Genomic DNA, 25,700 nt, shown 5'->3' with positions numbered 1-25,700 from the left:
TAAACCAATTGTTTTGTTTTAAAAATTCAAATGAACAATATAAGGAAGTTAAAGACTAATAAATAAGGTAAAATATTTATATTAAATATTTTAGTATCTTAGGAGATGAAAATTATGGATAACAAAAAAGAATTAGAAAGAAATGAATTACATACAAGCATTTGAAAAATAGCTGATGAGCTTAGAGGAAGTGTAGATGGATGAGACTTTAAAAACTACGTGCTTGGTGCAATGTTTTACCGTTTCCTTTCTGAAAAAATGGTCAGAGAATTCAGCAATAGACAAGCTGAAGCTGGTGATTCAGATTTTGATTATGAAAAATATCAAGGTCAAATTCCTGAAAAAGCTAAAAATGAAATAGCAAGAGAAATAGGGTTTTTCATTGATAGCAAAGACCTTTTTGCTAATGTTGTTAAAAACGCAGAATATGACGAAAATTTAAACGAAACTTTAAAAAGAATTTTCGATTCAATTGAACAATCATCAAGAGGGAAAGATAGTGAAGATGATTTCAAAGGTCTTTTCCAAGATTTTGACGTAAATAACAACAAATTAGGTGATACAGTTCCTAAAAGAAATAATATCCTTGTGAAGCTTTTAAAAGGGATTCAAAGCATGAACCTTGGAAACTTAAAAGATAATTCAATTGATGTTTTTGGTGATGCTTACGAATATTTAATGGGTATGTATGCATCAAATGCAGGTAAGAGTGGTGGTGAATACTTTACACCTCAAGAAGTAAGTAACTTGCTTGTTAAATTAGCAATTGGAGATAAAAAACAAGTTAAAAATGTTTATGATATGTGTGCTGGTTCAGGTTCACTCCTTTTACAAGCAGTGAAGATTTTAGGAGCTAAAAATATCACAAGCGGTGTTTTTGGACAAGAAATTAACGTTACAACATTCAACCTTTGCAGAATGAATATGTTCCTTCACGATATGGATTTTGACAAGTTTCACATTTACTGTGACGATACTTTAACACATCCAAAAGAATGAAATACATTCTTTGATGTAATTGTTTCTAACCCTCCATATTCAATTAGTTGAAATGATAAAAATGATAAAACTTTAATTAATGACCCTCGTTTTACAGGTCCTGGGGTGCTTGCTCCAAGATCAAAAGCTGACTGAGCTTTTGTGCTTCATGCTTTAAACAACTTATCCTCAGAAGGAGTCGCTTCTATTGTTTGTTTTCCTGGAATTATGTACCGTGGTGGAACTGAGCAAAAAATTCGTAAATATTTAATTGACAATAACTTTGTAGATTCAATTATCCAACTTCCTGATAATTTATTCTTTGGAACAGGAATTGCAACTTGCATTTTAGTACTTAAAAAGAATAGAAAAGATACTGATGTCACATTCATTGACGCTTCAAGTTTCTTTGTTAAAAAATCTAAGAAAAACAAGCTTACAGATGAAAATATCGCACATATTTTAGATTTATACAACAAAAGAAAGGACTTACAAAACTTTGTTAAAATTGCTTCATATGACCAAATTAGAGATAATGATTACAATCTTTCTGTAAATTCATATGTTGAAAAAGAAGATACAAAAGAAGCTATTGATATTAAAAAACTTAACGCGGAACTTAAAGAAATTGTTGCTCGTCAAGTTGTTTTACGTAGCGAAATTGATAAAATCATTGCTGAACTTGAAGGTGAAGAATAATGAAGTTATTTGAAGGATTATTTATTAATAATTTCGAAAAAGTAAAATTCCAAGATTATGCAGTGTTCGTAAGAGGATTAACTTATAAAAAATCCGAAGAAACACAAGATCTAGATGGTACTCCAATAATAAGAGCTGATAACATATTATTAAATAACTCTAATCTTGATTTAAGCAATATGAAACTTATTAACAAAAATGTTAATATACCAGATAATAAAAAAGCATCAAAAGATGATATTTTAATGTGCATAAGTTCTGGTTCTAAAACACATGTAGGGAAAATTGCTTATGTAAATGAAGATTTAAATATTCCTTTTGGCGGTTTTATTGCTGCGATTAGAACTAAAAGCAAATTATTAAATAATAAATACTTGTATTATGTTTTAAATTCTAATATTTTTAAAGATCATTTATCTTTTTCACTTAATTCTACAACAATAAATAATATAAATTCACACATAATTAATACCTTGTCATTTCCTCTTCCTCCTTTAGAACTTCAAAACAAAATAGTTGAAATTCTTGATAAATTTACCGAGTATTCAGCGGAGCTGAAGGCGGAGCTGAAGGCGAGGGACGAGCAATATAGATTTTATAGAGACAAATTGTTATCAAATAACAATTTGTCAAACGACATTAATTTTTTTAGCAAAAAATTAAGCGAAATCGCAGAAATAAATATTGGTAAACAACCTTCTAAAGAAGATATTTCAGAAAATGGGTTATATCCATATATGAATGGTGGTATTAACAAAAGTTCTAACGCTAAAAACTTTAATAATATTAAAAATACAATCATTGTAAGTCAAGGCGGATCAAATGCTGGTTATGTTCAATGAATGTATGAAGATTTTTACCAAGGATCCCATTGTTATTCATTAAAAGTCACTTCTAAACAGATATTGAATAGATTCTTATTTTTCTATTTAAAATCTAATCAAGATAAAATATTCAATTTGGTTCAAGGTAGTGGAATACCGGGGCTCAAAAAGACATCTTTATCTTCATTAACAGTTTTAATCCCCTCAATTCGAACTCAAGAAAAAATAGTTAAAGTTCTTGATAATTTTGAATCTATTTGTAAAGATTTAAATATTGGTCTACCTGCTGAAGAAGCTAAAAGGCAACAGCAATACGAGTATTATCGAGATGCAATTTTCAAATACCTTGAAACTGGAATTATAGATAATAAAGGTATTGGAGAGAGAGAGAGAGAGAGAGAGAGCGGATTAATTAAAATTATTGAATTTATATTCAATAAGACAATCTATTTAATCGCTAAACTTTCAAATTGTGCACAGATGAGTTCTGGACAATTCATTAAAGCACAAGATCGTTCAGAAGAATTTATTTATCCATTTTACAATGGTGGGAGAAATAATTCTGGTTATCACAATGAATATAATAGAGAAGGCGAAAATATTCTTATTTCAATAAGAGGTGTTAATGCAGGTGCTACTAACTACATCAATGATAAATTCTGATTAGGTAACTCTTGCGTATCTATTCAAACTAATAAAGAATTTGATCCTTTATTTATCTACTTCTACTTAACTAACAACATAAATTCTTTATTAATTAGCAAAGATGACGGAGCTATTCCTGCTATTTCAATGACAGATATTAGAAATATAGATATACCCATTATTCCTTTACATAAACAAAAAGAAATTTCAACCAAAATAAAATCCTTCTATGAATTCGTGAACGATTTAAAATTAGGGCTTCCTAAATTGATTCAACTTACTCAAATTCAATATGAATATTATCGTGATGGTATCTTTAAATTCTTAGAAAACAAGTCAAATAACACTGTAAAATAGGTTTATAAGTAAATACCACTACTATAAAGTAGTGGTATTCTTTTGTACTTAACTATGAACATTTAATTAGCTCCCTAAAAACTCTTTTATGCCTATTTGCTAGGTATATTCTCCATTTTGCACCCTTAACTTTAAAGTGTTTGCTATAAAAGCAAAATAAAAACTAGAACCATTAGTTCTAGTTAAATTTAAAATTATTAAGCTTTGTTATTTGAACCAAATTCGTGAATTTTAGCTTTAACTGTTTCACACATTGCGTCATATCCTGGTTTGTAAAGTTTTCTTGGATCAAAGTTTTTACCTTCAAGATCTTTACCACTAAGAATGTATTCTCTTAAAGCTTTGTGGTTTGCTTGTTGAAGTTCTGTGTTAACGTTAATTTTTGTAATTCCTAAGCTAATAGCTTTTTTGATTTGATCTGTAGGAATTCCGCTTCCACCGTGAAGCACGATTCCAATTCCAGCAGCTGCTGAAATTTCTGAAAGAGTTTCAAAGCTAAGTGATTTTCATGATGTAGGGTATGGACCGTGGATGTTTCCAATTCCAGCTGCAAGAACATCAATTCCTAAGTCAGCCATCATTTTAGCTTCTTTTGGATCAGCGAATTCACCATCACCAACAATACCATCTTCTTCACCACCAATTGTTCCAACTTCGGCTTCAAATGACATGTTGTTAGCCTTAGCAAGTTCTACTAATTCTTTTGTTTTTGCGTAGTTTTCTTCAAATGGGAAGTGTGATCCATCGAACATAACTGATGTATAAACACCTGTTTTAATAGCTTTTAAAACACCATCGTATGAACCATGATCTAAGTGAAGAGCAACTGGAACTGTAATGTTTAAGTCTTTCATAAGACCTGAAACCATTCCTGCTACCACATCAAATCCACCCATGTATTTAACAGCACCTTCACTTGTTGCAACAATAACAGGTGATTTTTCAGCTTCAGCTGTAAGAAGTACAGCTTTTGCTCATTCTAAGTTGTTAATGTTAATGTGAGGAACTGCATATTTACCTTCTTTAGCTTTTCTAAGCATTTCTTTTGCATTTACTAATGCCATAATTACTCCTTTTTTAACCTTTTTTATTTTATTTTTTTAGTTAGCTTCATTAGAAATTCAATTACCATCAGCGGTTCTTGCAAATCTACGATCTACTGTCATTATTCTATATAATTCACCCATTTTTAATTCTCTAACAGATTCAAATGAGTTACTATCTGAAACGAATTTTTCATTTCATTGATCTTGCATTTTTTCTTGGACATAATCAAAAATTTCGTAAAAAGAAAATTCATGATTGTTTTCACGATGAATAAAATCAATTGCGTGCTCTAACATTGTTTTCATAATTTAATAAATCCTTTCGAATGCTTTATTATTATAATACATTAATATTTATTTTTAAAAGATAAAGATTACATTTCGCTTGGTGCAGAAACACCAATAAGTTCAAGTCCAAGACTTAAAACATTTTTTACTGCAAGCACTAATGATGCATATGTTGATTCAAATTCGTGATTTATAAGTTTAGTTTCAGCATAAAAACTATTGAATAACTTCGCAAGTTCTGAAAGATATTGAGTCATTAAGTTAACTTTCTTGGTACTTACAATGGTTTTAATTAACTCTTCAAAATCATCTAAAGCACGAATAACTTTTTTAGCTTTTAAAGTAAGCTTAGCATTATCTTGCTTACTTGCTGCTTGCATCTTGCTAAGCAGTGAGCAAGCTCTTGAGTGTGCATATTGGACAATGAACACTGAAGAATTTGATTCATCCGAATTAGCTTCATCAATATCAAAATCAAATTTGCTATTAACTTCACGTGTAAGCATAGTATAACGAATAGCATCGACACTTGAATTATCCATTAAATCAGCAAGCGTAACGCTTGTTCCAGCACGTTTAGACATTTTAAATTCTTGTCCATCTTTAATTAAACGCACTAATTGGATAGTTAAAATATCTAAATTTTCTTTGTTAAACCCAAGGAGTTGCATTGCGATTTTCATTCTAAGCACATATCCTGAATGGTCAGCACCTCAAACATTAATTAAGCTTGGATTTTTAGCAAATTTATTTGCATGATAAGCAATATCTGGAAGTAAGTAGGTAAATGAGCCATCATTTTTAATTAAAACTCTATCTTTATCATCGCCATACTGAGTTGTGTTTAAAAATAAAGCTCCATCTTGAGTGTATGTATTATCTTTTAGTTTATTTAAAACCTGTTCAATTGCTCCTGAAGCTCTAATGGCTCTTTCACTTGAAACTGTATCAAAAGAAACTCTAAATTCTTTTAGATGTTCCATAATTTGAGCCAGCATAATTTCAGTTGCTATTGATTTAAGCTCTTGGTATTTAGCTTCGCTAAGCTCATACTCATTAAAATAATCACCTTTAAGGTCTTTAATTTTGTTGGCACATCAAATAATGTCATTTCCTCTATAGCATTCTTCAGGCATTGGTTTTTCAGTACCAAAAAGAGCTAAGTATCTTACATGTACTGAAGCAGCTAGTGTATCAATTTGATTCCCGGCATCATTAACATAATATTCAGCTTCTACATCATAACCAGCATGACGATACATTCTAACAAGCGAATCACCTACAGCTGCACCACGAGCATGTCCTACGTGTAAAAATCCAGTTGGATTGGCTGAAACAAATTCAATATTAACTTTTTCTTTGTTAATGAAGTTTCCGCCATATCTATCTTTTAAATCATTAATTTCAAAAGTTCTTTCAATAAAAAGCTCATCGTTAATTACAAAGTTTAAAAACCCAGGCATAGTAACACTAACATAAGTAATTACCTTTGAATCTTTAAGGCACTCTTTAATTGCATTAGCAATATTTACTGGTGCATTTTTAACATATTTTTTAACAATGAAAGCAATGTTACTTGATAAATTGAATTCAATTTTATCTGGATTACTTTGTTCAGGCACATTTGATTCACTAAGATCAAAGACAAGCTCATTGGCATTAAAATCTTGTTCAAAAAAACCTTTCTCTTGAAGCGACTTTACTGCATTAATAAGCTCTTTTTTAACAACTAAATTAATTGACATACATCTCCTTAAAATATAGAATATTTTATGTTTTACAATTATATAAAAACCTACTCATTTTTTAAGTAATTTTTCCAAAAATATCGCTACGAGAGCTGCTAAAAATAGCTGCCACTTTTATAATTAATATATAATTCAAATATGCTAAAAATTTATGTTTGTGGTCCTACTGTTTATAATGATGTTCATATCGGTAATATGAGACCAATTTTAACAATTGACTTAATACTTAAAGCAGCTCGCTATTTAAATAAACCATTTACTTTTATCCACAATATCACAGATATTGATGATAAAATCATCAAACAAGCTAGCTTAAGCAATATCACTGAGAAAGAATTATCTACCAAATATGCCAATGCATATTTGGACTTACTTAACACTTTTGGTGTAGATACCATTTCGCAAGTTGAATATGTTACTGAGAATCTAGATTTAATTAATGATTTTATTGCAAAGATGGTTGCAAGCGGTGATGCTTATACAGATAAAGATGGTAATGTTTGATTTGACGTGGCGAAAAACAAAGATAATTACGGAAGTGTTTCAAACCAAAAATATGAAGCTTTATTAAAAAATAATTCAGATTTTGAAAAACAAAATTCAAATGATTTTGCCCTTTGAAAGAAAACTCAAATTGGAGTAACTTTTGATTCTCCTTTTGGCAAAGGTCGTCCTGGTTGACACACTGAATGTGCAACTTTAATTTATAAACATTTTAATGATGAAGGGGTAGATATTCATGGCGGAGGAATGGATCTTACATTTCCGCACCATGAAAATGAAAACATCCAATATTTAAGTGTTACTGGTAATAAAATTGCTAAAAACTGACTTAGAACTGGGCAAATTAATTTAAATAATGAAAAAATGTCTAAATCACTTCAAAATGTTATTTTAGCTAAGGAATTTCTTTTAAAACATTCACCTGATGTTTTAAAAATGATTTTTCTATCAAATTCAATCACTGGAATTATTAATATAGATGATAATCTTATTAATAATTCACTTAAAACAATTAATAAGCTTAAGAAAATTTTCTTTAGAGCTTTAGTTGAAAATAATGATGCAAGCTTTGATAAAGCAAAAGCTGAGCTTATATTTGAAAAGCTTTTTGCAGGTAAATTCTCTGACTTTCTTTTTGAAGTTAACAACCTTATCAAAGAAGCTAACACAGGTAATTTAATTTCACAAAACACTCTTATTGAAATTTTTACAGTTTTAAAATTTGAGCTTGCTAGTTTTGATTACGCAAAATATATAAATATATATCACCAATGAAAAGAGGAGCTTGCAAATAAAAATTATGAGCAAAGCGATAAGCTTCGGAACATCTTAATGGAAAATCAATTAATTTAAAAGGCACAATTTATAGGAAAAAGGAAGGTAAAACGTATGCAACAATTTATTATGTGTGGAAGAAATTCAGTTGTTGAAAGCTATCAAAATGGAGTCAAAATCGACACCATTTATTTAGCTAAAGAAAGCAATAAAAATCTTTTTGCTAATTTCAAAGGGAAAATTATTATTAAAGATAATGCTTTCTTAGATAAATTAAGTGAAGGTGAAAACCACCAAGGTTTTGTTGCGTTAATAAGCAATATTAAAATTTTAGATATAAATTACCTTATTAAAAATCAACCTTCTAAAGTGCTTATCTTGGATCATATTGAAGATCCAAGGAACTTAGGGGCAATTATCCGTACAGCTAATGCTGCAGGAATTAAAGATATTATTTTATCTAAGGATAAAAGTGCAGATTTAACACCAACAGCTTTAAAAACTTCTTCTGGTGGGTTTGTTAATATGAACTTTTATAAAGTAAGTAGCATTAGCGCAACTATTACTAAAATGAAAGAAAATAATTACTGAGTGTATGCAACAGCGCTTGATAAAAAAGCTCTTCCACACACAAAAGCTAACTACAATAGCCCTTGTGCAATTGTAGTTGGAAACGAAGGGAAAGGGGTATCAAAAAGTGTTTTATCTGTTGTTGACCAAACAATTTATATTGAACAATTTGGTACTGTCCAATCATTAAATGTTTCAGTAGCTACAGGAATTGTGCTTTTTGATTTAGTAAATAAAAATGCGTCATAAAATTGACATTAGTAATTGAAATATTGAAGTTAAAGATTTTTTCGATATTAGTAAATATTCACACATTTCATCGAATTTACTCATCAATAACTTTCTTAATAAACATCATAAAGAACTTGGTTTTTTAGTAAATAAAATTTGATGATATGAACTTAGTGGTAATTTTGAAAAAGAGGAAATTTACAACTATATTTTGTCAATTTTAACTAGGGAAATTAAACTGTATCATCATAATTTTCAACATCGGCCATTTGAGAAATTCTGATGATTGAATTTGAGGTATAAAAGTTTAAATCACTTTAATAAAATCAAGAATAGACAATATCAATTTGAAACCAAAGTTTCAAATAACAATTTAAATTTATCTAACTTATTTAATAAGATCCAAAGAACAATAGATGGAAGTGAAAAAATAGTTGCTTTTGAAGAGAAAATGAAGCAGCTGCAAAAGCTTTTAAACCCAAAAGAAAAAGAGTGTTTGGATCAAATTTGCAACAAAAATGATGCTTGCAAATTTAGCAAAAATAAAGTCAATACCATTTTAAAATCAATCCGTCAAAAATATAATCAAATCGATAATTAACAGACAATAAAAATGGTAGTGAATGTGGTAAAATTCTTTATAATTAATAAACTATGAAAAAAAATAACACAATCTCATTAGCTTGCTTTGAATGCAAACGTAAAAATTACTCAACAAACAAAAGTGCAGGTACTGTTAAACGTATCGAAAAAATGAAATATTGCAAAAATTGCGAAAAATCTACTTTACATAAAGAAGAGGTATAATGGTATTTTTAAGCAACTTAAAAAACAAATGACAAAATCGTAAAAAACATTATTTTATCAGAAAGATAGTTAAGGAAATCAAAAGAGTTAGATGACCAGATTGAAAAACCAATCGTTCTAACTTTGTTAAAATCTTAATTTTTACTGCTATTTTCACCTTATTTGTTTTTGCAATTGTACTTCTTTTTACAAGTATTTGAACAGCACTTGGAGTAAATTAGAAAGGAATAATTTATGAACACAAAAAATTGATACATGATTTCAACAATTAGAGGTAAAGAAGAACACGTTCTTGAAGCTCTTAGCAACCGTATTGTAGCTGAAGAAGTTTCACATAATTTTGACTTAGAAGCTACACCGGAAGGTCCATTCAAAATGTTTAAACGCCCTGTTTTAACAGCAAGAGAAGCTGAGAAAAAAAGAGCAGAACTTCCATATAAAATCAAATGAATCAATATGTATCCAGGTTACATTTTTGCTAAACTTGAAATGAGTGATGAAGCTTGATTTGTTATCCGTAACACTCAATATGTTACAGGGCTTATAGGTTCATCAGGTAAGGGAGCAAAACCTACACCAGTTACAAATAGAGAAATTAGAAAATGTTTAGAAAAAGAAAGAGAAGCTCTTGAAAACTTCAATTCAGGTAAAAATGTTTTTGAATTCAAAATTGATGATATTGTTGAAGTTATTGATGGACCATACCAAGGTGAAGTTGGGCCAATTGTTAAAATCGATCAAGCTAAAAATGTTGCAGTAATTTCTATCGAAACATTTGGTAAGAAAAATAACGTAGAGATTGATTTAGATTTTCTTAACTTAAGTTCTATTTAATAATTAATTAGAGAAAGGGTATATGCCCTTTCTTTTTTTGCTTTAATGGAATTTAGCTACTAATAGCTCTGAAAATTACACAAAAAAATACGCCTTATTGGCGTATTTAATTTTGTTTCTATACGTATGGTGATGATGAAGACCCACCACTAGATGAACTACTTGAAGATAATTTTGCCTTCATTTTAAGCATTGCTTGGAATGTATCGTTTGGATTTAATCCCTCTCCATCTGTCGGTTTACCGTAAACAAGATCGTAGTATTCTTGATATATGTAACCATTTAAAAGCATTTTATCAAGTGTAAAGATCAATTTAGATATATAAAGTTTATAAGTACTTCAGTCTTGGAATTGATTTATAAATGAATATATTTCAACTCCATTAGCTCTAGTAGGGGTTAAGAATTCAGAAATTATTCTTTGTCTTAAAGATTTTACTTTTTCAATAAGTAATTCTTGTTCTGCTGTAAAAGTACCAAAGTTCTTAGTAAATTTAGGAGCATCATACATTATTTCTATTGTTTGTGAAGCTTTTGATCCTCTTTGTAGTAAAAGTTTTTTGCTTGGATTAGTGTTCATGTCACTATCGTATTTTGATTTTGGGTAATAATTGCTCATTGTAAATGATGTAGGTTTAGTAGGAAGAGGTGCTATATTTTCAGGAAGTGTTGTTTCTATAGTATCTGAAATAAATGTTCCATCTCTTTTGGCAATTTTATATGAAATTTTAAACCCTTCACCAAAAGTATATCTACCATTTAAAGTGTAGTTAGGAGCAAATTCTTGTCCATCTTCTTTTGTTTGGTCAGCACTTACTAAAATGTAATCTTCTCCTAAAGCTTCAGCAAATGAATCGAATCTAGATCCTTCTTGAGTTTTGTAAGCTGTTGCGTTAGGTTTAGATTCTGTTGGAGCAAGTACCAATAATTTAATTTGACTAATTAATTTCTTGCTTTCAGGGTTAAATGTCATTGTAACATCTTTAAAAAGACCTGCGTTGTAATCAATATCTCTATAGAAGAAGTCTAATGTAGATTCATTTCTTTCATCATTATATTCTGTTGTGTAAGCAAATCTAGCAACACCTTCTTCTCCTTGGAATTTAGCAACTACAGCGTCATTTTTTGCTTTTTCTTCAGCTGCTTTTTGAGCTTCAATTTCTTCAGGTGTTGGTGTTTCTTCTGAAGGAGTTTTTGGATCTGTAGAAGGATCACTTTGAGGTGTTCCTTGGTTATTTCCCTCACCTTCTTGGGTGCCAGGATTTTCAGGAGCAGGTTGTTCTCCTTCTTGATTTCCTGGGTTTTCTTCTACCGGTGGGTTTGTTGGATTTTCAGTATTTCCAGCTTCTCCATTTCCAGGATTTTCAGGAGTAGGTTGTTCTCCACCTTGAGTTACTGGATTTTCTTCTGCTGGTGGATTTGTTCCTTCATTACCTGGATTTTCAGGGTTTGTTGGCTTTTCAGGCGTTTCTGGGTTTGTAGTTCCAGAATCAGTTGTACCACCATCTTTTGGTTGGCTGTTTGTATCTTCTTTTGGTTTACTTTCTGCTGGTTGAGTTTCTTTTTTCTCTGCTTTTTGTGTTTCTTGACAAGAAATCATAGCAAAAGGAAGTGAAACTACTGTTACACCAGAAAGAATCGTTAAAAATTTAAATTTTCCTTTTAATTTCATTTTACTTATGTCCTTCTTTTCATTTTTCCACTTCTTCAGGTGTCCCTAAAACGAAGTGATTATCATTAATTTTTACTCACTCAGGTTGGTGGTTTTCATCATATCCATGAATACTTGGATCATATATACCCTTAATTAAGCTTCCTTTATCTGAATCAATTGATGGAACAGCATCAAGTAAGCTACGTGTATATGGGTGAAGTGGGTTGTGGACAATTTCTTCAGTTGAACCAATTTCAAGTAAGGTACCCTTGTTCATAACCGCAATTCTATCTGAGATATATTCAACCATACGTAAGTCGTGAGCAATAAATAATATAGTTAAATTATACTTATCTTTTAAATCATTAAAAATATTGACAACTTGGGCTTGAATTGAAACGTCAAGAGCTGAAATAGGTTCATCAGCTACAAGTAATTGTGGCCTTAAAACCACAGCTCTTGAAATCCCAATACGTTGTTGTTGCCCTCCTGAGAATTCAAGAGGATAACGACGAAGTACTGATTCATCAAGTCCAACACTTTTTAAAATTTCTCTTACAAGAATTTTTTTACATTGATTCTCTGAAAGAGTGTTTAATCTTTCACGTTCTTCTTTAGCTACAAGAAGTTTTTCTCTAGCTTTTTCAAAAAGAGAATCCTTGCTAAGTTTACTTAAAAGCTCTACATATAAAGCTTCAAAAGCAAGGGCTGAATTATCAGCAATTTTGCTATCAAGAAGCTCGACATATTCTTTAGTTAAGAAACTTGAATCTACTTCGTTAATAAGTTCAAAAACTTCTTTTTGAACTTCTTGGTCATAATTATATAAATAAATTTCTTTTGAAGCTTTAATGTTGTTTAACCCTTCAGATACGATTGTTTCAACGTTAACGTGAGGGTTTAATGAGTTAGCTGGATCTTGGAAAATCATTTGGACTTTATTAACCATAAAGTTTTCGATTTTTTTGTAATCTTGAAGTGCTTTTCCAAATTTTAATCCACGCTTAAGCTTTTTAGGTAAAACTTGGTTAAGGAGTTTAATTTCACCAAAACGGTAAGGAATAAGCCCTACAAGCGCTTTTCCTGTTGTACTTTTTCCTGAACCAGATTCACCAACAAGCCCCAGAACTTCTCCACGGTAAATATTTAAGTTTAAATCTGAAACAGCTTTAAATTCTTTTGAACCTCTTCCGTAGACAATATCAACGTGTCTAAGTGAAGCAAGAACTTCTTTGCCTGAATGATTTTCAAGCATTTCTTTAGTTCCTTTAATTTCTTTTCTAAGCTCTTTTTTAACACCAAAAAGACCACGAGTAGTTTCGATATATGGAGTGTAGTTATTATCTAAAACTTCATTATAATTTGATGATTTTAACTTCATTTTCTTCTACACTTGCACTATTATCTTTTGCTTTAGCTCAATCATTTACATCAAAATGGTAAAGCATTGATTCATCCTCATTAGGGTTTTGTTTAATGACTTCAAAATCCTTTTGTTCTGGATGAGCTGCAAGATACTCCTTTCATAAATTCTCAATAATTTTTGGTGGTGTGTATTTAGGAGCTCTTTTATCTAAAAGAGCACTTTTTACACGGTGGGTTTCAGATACTCAATAAAAATCAGGTTCTTTAATAAAGTCAACATCTAAAGCGTAATCATTTCTAACTGCAAAAGCATCACCAACAATATTATTTAAGCTTGAAGGAACGCTTCCTCTAATAGTTGAAAGCCTGCTTCCTTTATTAACATCAGGCATACTTGAGATAAGTCCTCAAGTATAAGGGTGTTGTGGGTATTTTAAAATTTCTCTAGCAGTACCTTCTTCAATAATTTGACCTGCATACATAATTGAAATGTAGTCACTAATTGAAGCTACAACCCCAAGGTCGTGAGTAATAAAGACAATTGAAAGATGTAATTTTTCTTGAAGTTCTTTAATAACATCAAGCACTAAAGCTTGAACTGTAGGATCAAGTGCTGTAGTAGGTTCATCCATTACAAGCACTTTAGGCTCAAGGGAAACAATCGCGGCAATAACTACCCGTTGAATCATCCCTCCTGACATTTCATGTGGATAAAGCTTCATAACAGCTTCAGGATCGTTAATTTTAGTTAATTTTAAAAACTCAACAGCTCTTGCATAAGCTTCCTTACGGTTTTTAACAACTTTGTTAATTAACATCCCTTCCATAATTTGTTCTCCAACTTTCATAGTTGGGTTTAAAGTTGACATTGGGTTTTGGAAAACAGCTGAAACTATTCTTCCACGATAACGTGATCTTTCTCAATCACGGAAGTTAAATTTTTCAACGTTGTTGTTATAAAGTTTAACTTCACCAGAATCAATAACAGCATTATCACCAGTAAGTCCGTATAAAAGAGAAGTAATAACACTCTTTCCTGATCCAGATTCACCGATAATAGCATGAACTTTACCTTCATAAACTTTAAGAGAAGGTCCTCTTAAAACTTTGTTTTTTTCGCCTGGACGAGCAGGGTTGGTAAATGAAAGATAAATATCATCAATTTGAGCAGCAATTTTTAATTTGCTTCCGTCTTTAAATTCTTGATATTGAACATTTTCGTAAAACTTGTCTCAATCAAAATTTCTTTCGCCTTTTTTAAAGAAGGCAAACTTACTTAATAAATTTTTAAATTTCATTTTTTGCCTCCTATCTTTGTCTTCTAAGTGAATCTTGCACGCTAGCTCCAATAAGTTGGACACTAGTTGTAATTAAAATAAGAATTGTTGAAGGAACAAAAACGTATCTTAATTTTCCTGGGAAAAGTTTTTGTCCTTCTGAAATTAAGTTCCCAAGTGTTGGAACATCATCAATTGCAAGTCCAATGAATGCAAGTGATGTTTCACTTAAGATAACACCTGGAATGGTAAATACAAGTTGTGTAATTAAAATAGGAATAATTACAGGTACATAGTTTTTAAGGATTTTTCAAGTTGAAGTTCCAAGTACTCTTGAAGCTGCAACTCATTCAAAGTGTTTTGCACGTTTAACTTGAGCACGGATTTGGTTAGCCATTCCTGTTCATCCAGTAAGTGAAAGTGAAAACACAATAACTCAGAAACTAGGTGAAACAACAATGGTCATTAAGATAAGAATTAAGATTGTAGGCACAACTGAAATAATTTTAATGACAAAAGTAAGCACTCTATCAAAAGGATCAAATTGACCCATCATAATTCCAATTGAAAGACCAACAATAACTTCAATTGCAGTTGTTACAAGCGCAAGAGCAAGTGAATATCTAAGCCCATGTCAAAGTCTTGCTCATAAATCTCTACCTAAATCGTCTGTACCTAAAATGTGGTAAATACCATTACTATCGGTTTGGTTAAAATGCAAGATTCTGTTATTAACATCTTGAGTATTTGGATCAAGAGTTGTAAAAGGAATAATTAAAGCGAAAATGATTAATAAAGCTAAAACTAAGAATCCAAAAACTCCACCAATGTTTTGTGAAAAACGATAAACGAATTCTTTAAATGGTTTAACTTCGGCTCCAAGGTGTTTTGATTCTTGGAAGTCCATAATTTCACCAACCATTTTTCATTTAGCATAGTTAAATGGTTGCATAAATTGATTTGGTGCAATATTATCTTCTAATGAATTTGTTTTTCCAAGCTCTTCATTTTTTCTAATTTTGTTAGCAACTTTAGCTGTTTTATTTACTATGTATTGCTTAGAAGAATTTAGAAATTTTTGAAATTTATTCATTATTTTCCTCTCCTTCTAACACGTGGATCGATTGCTTCATAAAGAAGGTCACGTGTTGCATATGATAGTATTGTAAGTAAAGCAAACATAACAATTAAGAATAAAATAACGTTATAGTCTTTTGTTTGAATTGCTTGTAAAAGAGTTGCTCCAGAACCTGGAATAAAGAAGATTTGTTCAATGAACACACTACCTAAGAATGATCCGAAAATAACTGCAGGGAAGAATGTTGCAATTGGGAAAAGTGAAGGTTTAAGCGCGTGTTTTCAAACGAAACGACTTTTGGTAAGTCCTTTTAAATAAGCAAATTTAGCATGAACTGAGTTAAGTTCTCTATTAAGCTCAGTTCTAATATATTTAATATAAACAATGATGCTTCCAAGTGAAAGTGCAAGTCCTGGAAGAATATATGTAATAAAGTTTTTGTGATCAAACATGAATGGAAGACCAATCATTCTACCAATAAACACAAGCACTAAGGCGAAAATAATTGATGGCACTGATGAGAAAATAGAAACTAAAATAGTAGAGAAATTATCTAAGAAACCACCTGGATTTTTACCAACTCAAATACCTACTGGTATTCCGATTGCGACTGTTAAGAAAACAGAGAAAATACCAACAAGGAATGATTTATAAAATCTTTCTCAAATAAAACTATTGATTTCTTGAGCTGGGAAAAGTGAAAGTGAAATTCCAAAATCCCCTCTGAATAAATTCTGCATGTAATTTAAATAACGCTTAAATAAAGGTAAATCTAATCCGTACTGAGCTTCAATTGCTTTTTTAGCTCCAGCATCAAGTCCTGATGTTAAAGAGTTAGAACCAGGAACTGCATTAATAAGGAAGAAAGTAATTGAAATAACAATAAAACCAATAACAAAGAATTCTAAGATAATTTTGGCAATTTTTCAAAGAGCTTTTAAAAATGGTGAATCCACAGCTAAAAGCTTTTGCATAAATGACATTTCTTTGTTACGTTTTGAAGTAAAAATTACTTTATTATCATTTAAACGATATTTTTCATTTTGATAATTAACGTATTTATGTTCCATGTATTATCCTTTCTTTCTTGGTAATCCTGGTCTAGGAGGATTAGTATAATCATATGCATATTGAAGTGAGAATGTAAATAATGAATTTACCCCACCTACTCTTGTAATTTCTCAGTTTGTATCAACTTCCATTAAAGGAACTACAAACGCACCATCGCGAATAATTTTTTCAAGAGTTGCAATAAATGAGAAGATAAGCTGTGTATCTCATTTTTCATCAACTTCTTTATCTGTGAAGTTTCCAGTAAAGAAGCTATCCAATCTTGCAGAATAATCAGTTAAGCTTTCATCTGATTTTTGGTATGCAAGCTCGATGAATTTATTTCAAAGGCGCGCATCTTTAATTAAAAGTCTATCTTTTGTAGCATTTGTTAATTCTTGGATTTGCTCACTTGTTAATGTTGAAGCAAAGTAAAGGTTAATTGCTTTTTGAATTCTTGAAAGTTGAATTCCAAATAAGTTTTTACTTAAAAGGTATTCAATTGCATTAGCAACAAAACGTTTTGAAAGAGCTTTTTCATTTAAATTAGATTCTTGTGCTTTATTTTGGTTGATCATCTCCATAATTGCATCAATGTTTTCGCTAATAAAACTTGTTTTATCAAAGTAAACATCTGAGTTAGCAATTGAATCAAAATCAATTGAATTAGCTTTAGCATATTCTCTAACTTGTTTTTCAATAAAGCTAAAGTATGGCTGAACAATGTTGTATTTTGAAGATTCTTCACCACTTGCTTTATATGCATTTAAAATAAGTTCACTTAAGTAATTTGCATATGTGTATCCACCACTTGGGTTAGTTTTAAATCCAGTACTTTTTTGAGTAAAGGTATCAATTTCATCTTCTTTAAAGAACACATAAACGTAATCTTGAGTACCATTACCACCAAGACGGTCAAAGTTTTGGTAAACAATATCTCATTTTCCTTCATCAAGGAAAGCAGCAAAGGTATTTTCTGGTAAGCTCTTAATTTCTAATTGCACATATGAACCAAAAGCTTGTCTTAAAGCTTCACGAAGGTATGAACCAGCTTTTTTCTGTTCATCAGTTGAGTTGTTAACAAATTGAATTGTAACTTTATCAAGTTCTGGATGTTTTGCTTTAAAACGAGCAAGGTAATCTTGAGCTATTTTAGGTAAGTATGAATCATCTTTACGGTATGTTTTTTCAAAGTTGAAGCTTTTTGAAAGGTGCACCAAGAAGTCATAGTTTTGAATTGGAACTGTAACTCCGTTTTTGGTTTTAATTTCTTGACCTTCAAAGTAGTATTCTAAGTTTCTACCATCAAATAAACGGTATTGTCCATAAGCTGTTCATGTTGTAACTGGGAATGAGAAATCTCATCCTACTGATTTAAGCACTTTTTCACGGTCAATTGCATAGTAAATAGCGTTTCTTAAATCTTCATCTTGAAGTCAACTTGTTCCTTTAGTTTCTTGATCTAAGTTAAATGCATAAGCAATTGTTCCGTACCCTGAGTTTTTGTTAAGGTAATCTTTGTAAACAGGATTTGATCAGTAGCTATTAATTTTGTTAGCTGGAATATATGTTTGTGAAATATATCCATCTTCAAAAAGAGTTGCATTAATGTTTCTATCTGTTGAGAAGAATATTTTAATTTTGTTTGATACTGTATTGGATGCTTCAAAGTAATCTTTGTTTTTAGTTAATACAATGTATCCTTGAGGCCCAAGCACAATATCACCTGGCTCAATCACAAATGGACCACTTGTTAACACTTTCTTAGGATCTGATCCATAGTTTTGAATTCCGCCACCATCAGTTTCAATGTACTTACGGTTAGCAGGATAAATGTTTTCAATAATTTGTCCAACTAAGAAGTTTAAATCAGGAGTTTTGTTTTCATCAAAAATCATTGTAAAGCTGTATGAATCTAAACTAAGAGTTTTAAGTTTTCCAACAATTTTAGAGTGTGAAAGCTTCATTCGATCTTTTTGCTCTTCGCTAAGTGCTGGAGTTTCAGGATCAGCTGCTTGTTTTTCTTTGTAATATTCATTAAAAGCTTCTCAATCTTCAGAAGTAGCTTCTTCAAGTGCATATTCTTGGTATGGGTTAAGGTAAGGGTTTTTAACTAAAGTAACTTCTTTAACTACATTATTACGTTTAATAGCTCATTTTTGAGTTTCAGCATTTAAATCCATTGATCTATCGAAGTTTTCAGGAAGGTTGTTGCTTTCTGCAATTTCTTCATTAGTGTAATCTAAAAAATATTGTCCTGTGTAAAATCCAAAACTTAAAGCCGCCTCTTTAATTGCTTGCACTTCAGCTTCATCACCTGGAACTTGAGAAGTTCATACTTCTTGATTTGGATCTTGAATGTATGATTTTCCTCAAGCATCTTCAACATAACCTCTTCTACCTCATGGGTTTTTGTAACTTACGTTATGTTTTAAAGCATATTCTTTTTGAGCTGTAATAAATTGCTCCGCACCTCTAATTGAGTATTTTTTGATTGTTTCAAGTTTTTGGCTACCTGTATTTAAATCTAAGATATATTCAAAGTAATCACGAAGATCTTGAGCTGTAATTACATCACCATTGCTTCAAATGTTTTTACCTTTGTTCATGTAACCACTAAAAGCCATGTAATTGTTACTGTTTTTAGGGTTTCTGAAAGCATAAATAGTTGATGAATTTGAAATATCACTAAGAACTGGTGCTCCAGTTCCTCCAACAAATCCGAAATCATCTAAAGTATAGTAACTATTTGTAATGTTTCCTTTTCCGTCTTTGCTTCTAAAGTTTTCCAAATTCTTTTTAAAGAATTCGTCAAAGTTTGAAGTTGTACGGTCTGTACCAACATTAGTCATTGTCATTGTGAATTTATTGGTTTTTAAAATTGATTTAAGTGAATCTGATGGTCCACTTTTCATAAATGAGTCAACAAGTGATGGGAGAATCTTATCTACAGATTTAAATTTAATGTAGTTAAGATTGTTTAACGGTTCACTTGTTAATCCAAAATCATATCCTTTAGCATTTTGTGAAGTACTACCTGGTGCACAAGCAACCACGCTTAGCACTGAAAATGAAGTAGCTGCAAGTGTGAAACCTAAAAGATATTTTCTAGATTTTTTGAAATAACTATTCACCTTTTCCTCCTATCCTGTTATGTTAAATTGGAAGTCAATTGAAAGAATTGATCTACCTGTTTTTGTTGGCTCTGCATCATCATTTGGCTCTGTTTTTTCAGCCGCAAGAACTGAAGGTGATTGAGCAGGATCTTTACCATTTTCTGAAATTTGGCTTAATTCACCCATTGTAAATAAGTGTGCTAAATTTTTATTAGCTTCACCAAAGACAACTTCACCATTTTCATTTACATATGCAGTTTCACCTTTAGCATTAGCAAAATCAACATAGTATTTGTGAAGTGGTACAAGTAATGTATCACGATATTTAGCCATAATAGCGTAATCTGAAATTCATGATGAGTATCCAAGATCTTCAATTGTTACTTTTGAAGATGGATCACCTTGTTTTTCATAGTAGAATACATTATTTGTTTTATCTTTGTTAATTGGAGCGTATTTAACTTCTCCAGTTTTAATGTCTGTGAATTTAATTTGTGTAATATTTTGAAGTTGTTTTGTTGGCATGTATCCATACATAGCAATTGCATCAAGTTTTTTATTTCTAAAAATTCCTGCAATAGTACGGTTTCCAACTCCATAGTTCATCATTTGTGATACAAAGAATGCTTTAGGTCTTGAAGTAATTGCATTTCCATCAAAGTCTTTAAGTCTAATTGTTTCATCTACAATTGCTTCTCTATTTTCGTTATAAAGTTGCATTCCAATAGTTGATTTTTCAAATTCATCTTTGAAAAATCCATTACTTTTTGTGATGAATTTTCCAAAGTATGATGATGTTCTGCTTCCATCATCAAAGAAAATATTACTACTTAATCATGGCTTGAATTTTTCATCTTTAAATTTAAGGAATTTCTCAGTTCTTGGTTTAAGAATTTCATTAATTGCTTTAGCATTTTCGTTTGTTTGGTCATTAAGAGCTTTGATTTTTACCTTAAGTTCTTCAACTTTAGTTGTTTTACCTTCAACATCTAATGCTTTAAATTCTGTATATTTGTTTAATTGATCTTGAAGCGGTTGAATTTGAGCATCTTTTTGTTCTTGTGATAATTCTTCGTTTTGATTAATTGTTTCAATTTGTGAATTAATTGAATCAATTTTTTCTTGAAGTTTATCTTGTCAATCAGCTGCATTAAGAAGCTCTATATCAGCTTCAACACCTTGTCTTTCTTTGATAATTTTTCTATTTTGATTTCCAAGAAGCGATGTTTTGTAAGCGTTATCAACAAATTCAGAAATAAGGTAATTAATGTTATCTTTTCAAATAAGAGCTTCTTCAGCTGCTCTAATTCCTTCAGAAATATCTGTGTTTGTGTTTTTACGTTCATTTCAATATTGAAGTTTTGAAGCATCAATAATGTAGTCAAATCCTGTGTTAGCTTCATTTACATTACTTAAGTAACTTGGTAAGTTATTAAAGTCAGTTGAAGCAGGGATAAATGTTGTTTGCACAAAATCACGAGTTAATGTTTCCGAAATAGAGTAAATATAGTCAGTGAATTTGTCATTTAAAAGTGGTTCGGTTCTTGTGAAGTTGTAATCTGAAACATCACTCGAAGGAACACCATTTGAAAATTCGCTATAGAAAACTCTTAAGACTCTATATTCAAGTGGGTCCAGTTGATATCCTTCAGTTGTATAAATACCACGATTATCTCATGCAAGATGGTTACCCATGAATGTGTATAAATCGTATGTATCTGCATACGCTGAAAGACCTTCTTCTTTTTTCTCAAACATTTTGTGGAAGTATTCTTGTAAATCAGTAGGTGTGAATTTTCCTATTTTGTTTTCTAGATTTTCGAACACAAAGTTTTCAGCAAATACTGGGTTTAACTTGCTAATTCCATATTCATTTGAGAAAATTGCTTGGTTAGCAACTAAATCAGTTGCAGGGTTAAAGTCTTTAACCATTAAGAATAAATCAGAATTTCTGAAACGTTTGATTAATTCATTTGCAAGTAATTGTTCATCGTTTGCAATTTGATTAATGTTTTCTCTAGTTTCATCTGTTGCTTCTGTTAAAAGACCTTCTTTGAATGTTTCCAAGTTAAATTTAGTTTTTACATAATCTACATTTCAGTTAAATTCATAAATAACTTGCTCTGCACCTTGATCATTTACAAGAACTTTTCTTACTGGAGTAGCTTGTGAATAATCAAGTGAACCAAATTCAAATAAAGCAGGAACTGAACTAAATGCAGCTGTTGTATACTCTTGATCATTTAATGTATAAGTTACTTTGAAATCATCTAAAACAGCATTGTGAATTGAATTAAATGCTTTTTGAGTACTTGCATAATATGCATTGTAACCAAGTTTTTTTGCAAGTCCGACTTTAAAATTCTTGAAATCTCTGAAAATGTCTCTAGGAAGTACTACTTCATTGTTTTCATTAAATAAAGCAAATGTTGTTTTGTTTGCATTTCCATATACATATTCTGCAACTGCATTTTGATTATTTGATGTTTCAAGAAGGAAAGGAAGAAGACCAATTGCTGTATAAATTTGGTTAGCTGGTGAAAATGAGAAATTTAATTCTGTATTTAAATTCTCTTTTAAGAAGTTTTCTCCTTTAGCAAGACTTGTGAATTGATTTTTCATATCTAGTAATTTAAATTCAACACTAACAGATTCATCTATTTTTTTGTTATTTGCTAAGAAAGTAGAATTTGCTCCAGTTGGAATTGAGTATTTTGAAACAAAATTATTTTCTTGATCCACAAATGAAAGAATTGGGTTATATCCAGAACCAAAATAAATATTTCTTATTGGAATTATTTTTCCATTTTCTGATTTGAATGTAGCATTATAACTTGTTAAAAATGAATATGAAACTGCAACCATGAATTGATCTACTGAAGCATCTTTATTTACAACAAAGTATTGGAATGCTTTTCTAGCATCATCACCTTCATGATTAATTAAGTTAGTATCAGGATTTTTTTCATTTTCATTTTTTCTAGCTTTAGCAGCTTCAAAATATCAATCCATATCACTTCCGCCAAAAAGGTTGGTAAATTGTGAGTTTAACTCACCACCAATGAAAGTTGAACCTGTATTTCATCCACTGTCATAGAAATTGTGGTTAATAAGGCTTTCAAGCGCAGCTTCCACAAGGTGAACTTGATCTGAAATGTAATTTCATTCAGCTTCTTCAAGCTCTACATTTAATGGTACATTGATAAATGGAGTTCCATCTTTTTTAACAAGTTTAACTTTTGAAATGATTGCTTTTTGATTATTTGCATAATCAGGTTCTTGAGCATATTCAAAGAAGCTAAATTGAATTGTTCCGTTTTCATTTTTAGTGTAAGATAAAGGATTTCCTTCTCCATCACGAATTTCGTTAAAGATTTTTTCTGCATTAATTTCAGTGTATTTCACTTCTGAATCTTCATTTTCTTTAAGTCACGCTTTAGGAGTACCTACGATATATGGGTTTAATGTTCCAGAGTTTTCATCAAATGAGTTAGCAATGAATAAATCACCTAATCTTACATCACGTAATTTCGCCGCTTCTTGCATTCCTTTGAAATCTTGTAAAAATCTTCTCTGTTTGTTTCTTACAACATCTAAAACATCAGCTGGGTTAGTTGCAGCCCCTCAAATATCGCTATATGATTCTCATTCACTCTTAGTTCCATCATTTTTGATGTATCTAAATTGAATAAATGATCCTCTATCATTTGGTTCACCTTTAACATTAACTCTTCTATATTCAAGATTAGTTCTAGCATCTAAATAGTTTTTAAGGGCAAAACTTGAGTAATATGATGATTCAGAAACTCCACCTCTAGTTCTAATTCCACCAACAACAACCCCATTATTTTCTCTATCAAGAGCTTGACCTTTTTCGAGTGTAAAGTGGTGTCCATATTCATGGGCAGCAACATATTTAAGGAAGTCTGTAGAAATACCTTCAAAATTATCAATTGAAACTGAAAGCACTAAAGGAAGTCCAATTCTATCCTTATCACTTAAAGCAAGGTGTCTTCCTTCTTTTAAAGCATATTCATAGTATCCTTTATCGTTAAGTTTTTTTTCAATGTATGGACCAAATTGTTCTTTTAATAAGTAAGGGTATTTTTGAGTAACTCTATCAATTAAACCTGCATATGTTTCATTATAAAGTTGGTATTTTCTTGATGAAAGACCTCTAACTGGAGTTCCGTTTTCATCAACAATTGAAATATCTTCAGGACTATATGAAAGAGTAATTGGAGAAATAGCACCACCATAAGCAAGAGCATCTTTAAATTCTTCAAAACGTCTAAATTCTGAATCACTTAAGTTTTGAGCATCAAAATAATCGTGGTATTCTCTTCCTTGAGCATTAGTTAAAACAATGTGAAGAATTTTATTATCGACACTTACTTTAGTTAATGTATAAGCTTTGATTTGTTTTTCATTTGCAACATCAAAGTTTTTAATTTCATTTAAAGCTCTAATTTTTGAATCAAAGTATCTAGTTGCGCTTGCTCCGTTATTATCATAAATAAACACTTCTTGATTTAAATATGAATTCATGTCATAAAAATCTAAAAAGTGTACTAAATCTTTCTCGATTGCTTCTCTTAAAATTTTCTCATTAAAATATGTAGCGTGAGTTGTATTAAATCCGCTGTGGATAGTAACTTCGTTTTTAAGTGAAGTATTATCTTCCACTTTTTCAAGTTTTAATACTAAAGTACCTGTGCTTGTTGAAGCGCCAGCTCCATTTAATTCTACATCTGCAATTTTTCTTTGTACAAATTGATCGAAAGTTAAATTAGGTAAATCTTTTTCAAATTCTGTTTTATAAGCATTAAATTGTTCTTCCGTTGTTCCAAGTGGAAGAAGAATTGATTCATCTCTTCCTTTAAGTTCATTACGCATTGTAGCAACAAGGAATTCTTTGCCAGTAAGTTTACCAGGTGTCACAATTGATCTAAATGAACTAAGTTTTGAAGTTTTTTGTCCATTTTGATAAACATGTGAATCATTTTTAATAGATGTAGAAAGAGGGATATTTTTTAAAATTGAGTCAATTGTGCTTTTATCTTGAAGATCTTCAAATAATTTATATGTTAAAGCATCAGTTGCATTTCCAGCTCCTGAGTTTGAATTATAAATTGGAAGCGATCCAAAAAATGCATCTGGGAAGAATTTAATTTCACTTTCTTCTTTGTGTAATGTAGAGTGAGACCCAAGGGTAATTGAGTTACCATTTTGTTCAACTCCAGACACAATTCTAAAACTATCTAAAGTTAAAATATCTGGTCCTCATGAAACTTCACTCATAAATCATTTAGTAAAATCAATGAATTGTTTTGGACGCACAGCTAAAACATATTCATTGTAAAAACTAAATGAACCATATTTCACTTCTAAGATAAATCCATCATTGTAAAACTTGAAATAATTTTCGTAAAAATCATCGAAGCTCATTTTTTGATCTTTAGACTCATTTCATCAAAACTGTGTACCATCAGCAGACATTGAACCAACAATATCTTTTTTTGAAGGACTTACAATGTTAATTTCAGGTTTTAGCTCACCTTGTGCATCATAAATAACATCAAAGCGGTTTACAAGTCTTGTTTTGTCATTAGATCATTTGCTTCCCTTTACTTCATCAGAATTATTAGCAAAAGCAAACATTCCTGCAAAAGTAGCACTTGTACCAGCAGCTATAATTCCTAATGAAATAAGGACTTTCGCTTTAAGAGAAAGTTTTCTCATATTTACTCCTTTTTGTTTTATATTCAAAATAAATATATAATATTTAATTTTAACAAATTACCGCTAATTTAACAGTAAAGAGTTAATAAAGTGCTTTTAAAGTGGTCAAAAAA

Annotated in this window: 18 protein-coding genes; 8 read left to right on the top strand and 10 right to left on the bottom strand. The window is 30.6% G+C overall.

Annotated features, from left to right (window positions below; all coding sequences use genetic code 4):
- The first annotated feature begins 114 nt into the window (after nt 1-114).
- Entirely contained in the window at nt 115-1,677 is a 1,563-nt protein-coding gene (locus tag GOQ20_RS02250) for a type I restriction-modification system subunit M (protein ID WP_167845236.1), read from the top strand.
- A complete protein-coding gene (locus GOQ20_RS02245) occupies nt 1,677-3,503 on the top strand; it encodes a restriction endonuclease subunit S (protein WP_167845235.1) in 1,827 nt (608 codons plus the stop codon). Before GOQ20_RS02250 ends, GOQ20_RS02245 begins: the two co-directional genes overlap by 1 nt.
- 197 nt (nt 3,504-3,700) lie before the next feature.
- Here GOQ20_RS02245 and fba read toward each other — a convergent pair whose 3' ends face one another.
- The 3 genes from fba to argS all read right to left on the bottom strand — a co-directional run bounded on the left by fba (nt 3,701) and on the right by argS (nt 6,582).
- The gene (fba, locus tag GOQ20_RS02240; protein WP_167845234.1) at nt 3,701-4,567 is read right to left on the bottom strand and encodes a class II fructose-1,6-bisphosphate aldolase; all 867 of its coding nucleotides are present in this window, start codon (nt 4,565-4,567) and stop codon (nt 3,701-3,703) included.
- A gap of 36 nt (nt 4,568-4,603) precedes the next feature.
- The gene (rpoE, locus tag GOQ20_RS02235) at nt 4,604-4,855 is read right to left on the bottom strand and encodes a DNA-directed RNA polymerase subunit delta (RefSeq protein ID WP_129620518.1); all 252 of its coding nucleotides are present in this window, start codon (nt 4,853-4,855) and stop codon (nt 4,604-4,606) included.
- Between the two features lie 68 nt (nt 4,856-4,923).
- Nucleotides 4,924-6,582, bottom strand: a complete 1,659-nt coding sequence (gene argS, locus GOQ20_RS02230) for an arginine--tRNA ligase (protein WP_167845233.1) — start codon at nt 6,580-6,582, stop codon at nt 4,924-4,926.
- A 141-nt stretch (nt 6,583-6,723) separates the two neighbouring features.
- Between argS and GOQ20_RS02225 the strand changes: the two genes are divergently transcribed.
- From GOQ20_RS02225 to nusG, 6 genes are read left to right on the top strand one after another with little or no spacing between them, the layout of a single operon-like run.
- Nucleotides 6,724-7,941, top strand: coding sequence for a class I tRNA ligase family protein (locus GOQ20_RS02225; protein ID WP_167845232.1), 1,218 nt, complete (start codon nt 6,724-6,726; stop codon nt 7,939-7,941).
- 36 nt (nt 7,942-7,977) lie between these two features.
- Entirely contained in the window at nt 7,978-8,682 is a 705-nt protein-coding gene (rlmB, locus tag GOQ20_RS02220) for a 23S rRNA (guanosine(2251)-2'-O)-methyltransferase RlmB (protein ID WP_167845231.1), read from the top strand.
- Entirely contained in the window at nt 8,672-9,265 is a 594-nt protein-coding gene (locus tag GOQ20_RS02215; RefSeq protein WP_167845230.1) for a hypothetical protein, read from the top strand. Before rlmB ends, GOQ20_RS02215 begins: the two co-directional genes overlap by 11 nt.
- A gap of 53 nt (nt 9,266-9,318) precedes the next feature.
- Entirely contained in the window at nt 9,319-9,471 is a 153-nt protein-coding gene (gene rpmG, locus GOQ20_RS02210; RefSeq protein WP_167845229.1) for a 50S ribosomal protein L33, read from the top strand.
- Nucleotides 9,471-9,692 (top strand): preprotein translocase subunit SecE, encoded by a 222-nt coding sequence (secE, locus tag GOQ20_RS02205; protein ID WP_129620512.1) that lies wholly within the window; start codon nt 9,471-9,473, stop codon nt 9,690-9,692. Before rpmG ends, secE begins: the two co-directional genes overlap by 1 nt.
- Nucleotides 9,693-9,705: 13 nt before the next feature.
- Complete coding sequence (gene nusG, locus GOQ20_RS02200; protein ID WP_129620511.1) at nt 9,706-10,305, top strand: transcription termination/antitermination protein NusG; 600 nt, start codon at nt 9,706-9,708, stop codon at nt 10,303-10,305.
- Nucleotides 10,306-10,423: 118 nt separating this feature from the next.
- On the opposite strand, the gene GOQ20_RS02195 is transcribed toward nusG, so the two are convergent.
- Genes GOQ20_RS02195 through GOQ20_RS02165 form a run of 7 tightly spaced genes read right to left on the bottom strand, consistent with a single transcriptional unit; the run spans nt 10,424 to nt 25,587 of the window.
- A complete protein-coding gene (locus GOQ20_RS02195) occupies nt 10,424-11,977 on the bottom strand; it encodes a hypothetical protein (protein ID WP_167845228.1) in 1,554 nt (517 codons plus the stop codon).
- Between the two features lies 1 nt (nt 11,978).
- Nucleotides 11,979-13,340: an ABC transporter ATP-binding protein gene (locus GOQ20_RS02190; protein ID WP_167845227.1), complete on the bottom strand. Its 1,362-nt coding sequence runs from the start codon at nt 13,338-13,340 to the stop codon at nt 11,979-11,981.
- The gene (locus GOQ20_RS02185; protein WP_167845226.1) at nt 13,315-14,622 is read right to left on the bottom strand and encodes an ABC transporter ATP-binding protein; all 1,308 of its coding nucleotides are present in this window, start codon (nt 14,620-14,622) and stop codon (nt 13,315-13,317) included. Before GOQ20_RS02185 ends, GOQ20_RS02190 begins: the two co-directional genes overlap by 26 nt.
- Nucleotides 14,623-14,632: 10 nt before the next feature.
- Nucleotides 14,633-15,694, bottom strand: coding sequence for an ABC transporter permease (locus GOQ20_RS02180; RefSeq protein ID WP_167845225.1), 1,062 nt, complete (start codon nt 15,692-15,694; stop codon nt 14,633-14,635).
- Complete coding sequence (locus tag GOQ20_RS02175; RefSeq protein WP_167845224.1) at nt 15,694-16,749, bottom strand: ABC transporter permease; 1,056 nt, start codon at nt 16,747-16,749, stop codon at nt 15,694-15,696. Before GOQ20_RS02175 ends, GOQ20_RS02180 begins: the two co-directional genes overlap by 1 nt.
- Before the next feature lie 3 nt (nt 16,750-16,752).
- Nucleotides 16,753-19,863, bottom strand: a complete 3,111-nt coding sequence (locus tag GOQ20_RS02170; RefSeq protein ID WP_167845223.1) for an ABC transporter substrate-binding protein — start codon at nt 19,861-19,863, stop codon at nt 16,753-16,755.
- Between the two features lie 9 nt (nt 19,864-19,872).
- Complete coding sequence (locus GOQ20_RS02165; protein ID WP_167845222.1) at nt 19,873-25,587, bottom strand: PDxFFG protein; 5,715 nt, start codon at nt 25,585-25,587, stop codon at nt 19,873-19,875.
- Nucleotides 25,588-25,700 lie beyond the last annotated feature (113 nt).

It is taken from the genome of Mycoplasmopsis gallinacea, from assembly GCF_012220205.1.
Taxonomy (GTDB): domain Bacteria; phylum Bacillota_I; class Bacilli_A; order Mycoplasmatales; family Metamycoplasmataceae; genus Mycoplasmopsis; species Mycoplasmopsis gallinacea_A.
This window is presented reverse-complemented; position numbering and strand designations above follow the sequence as displayed.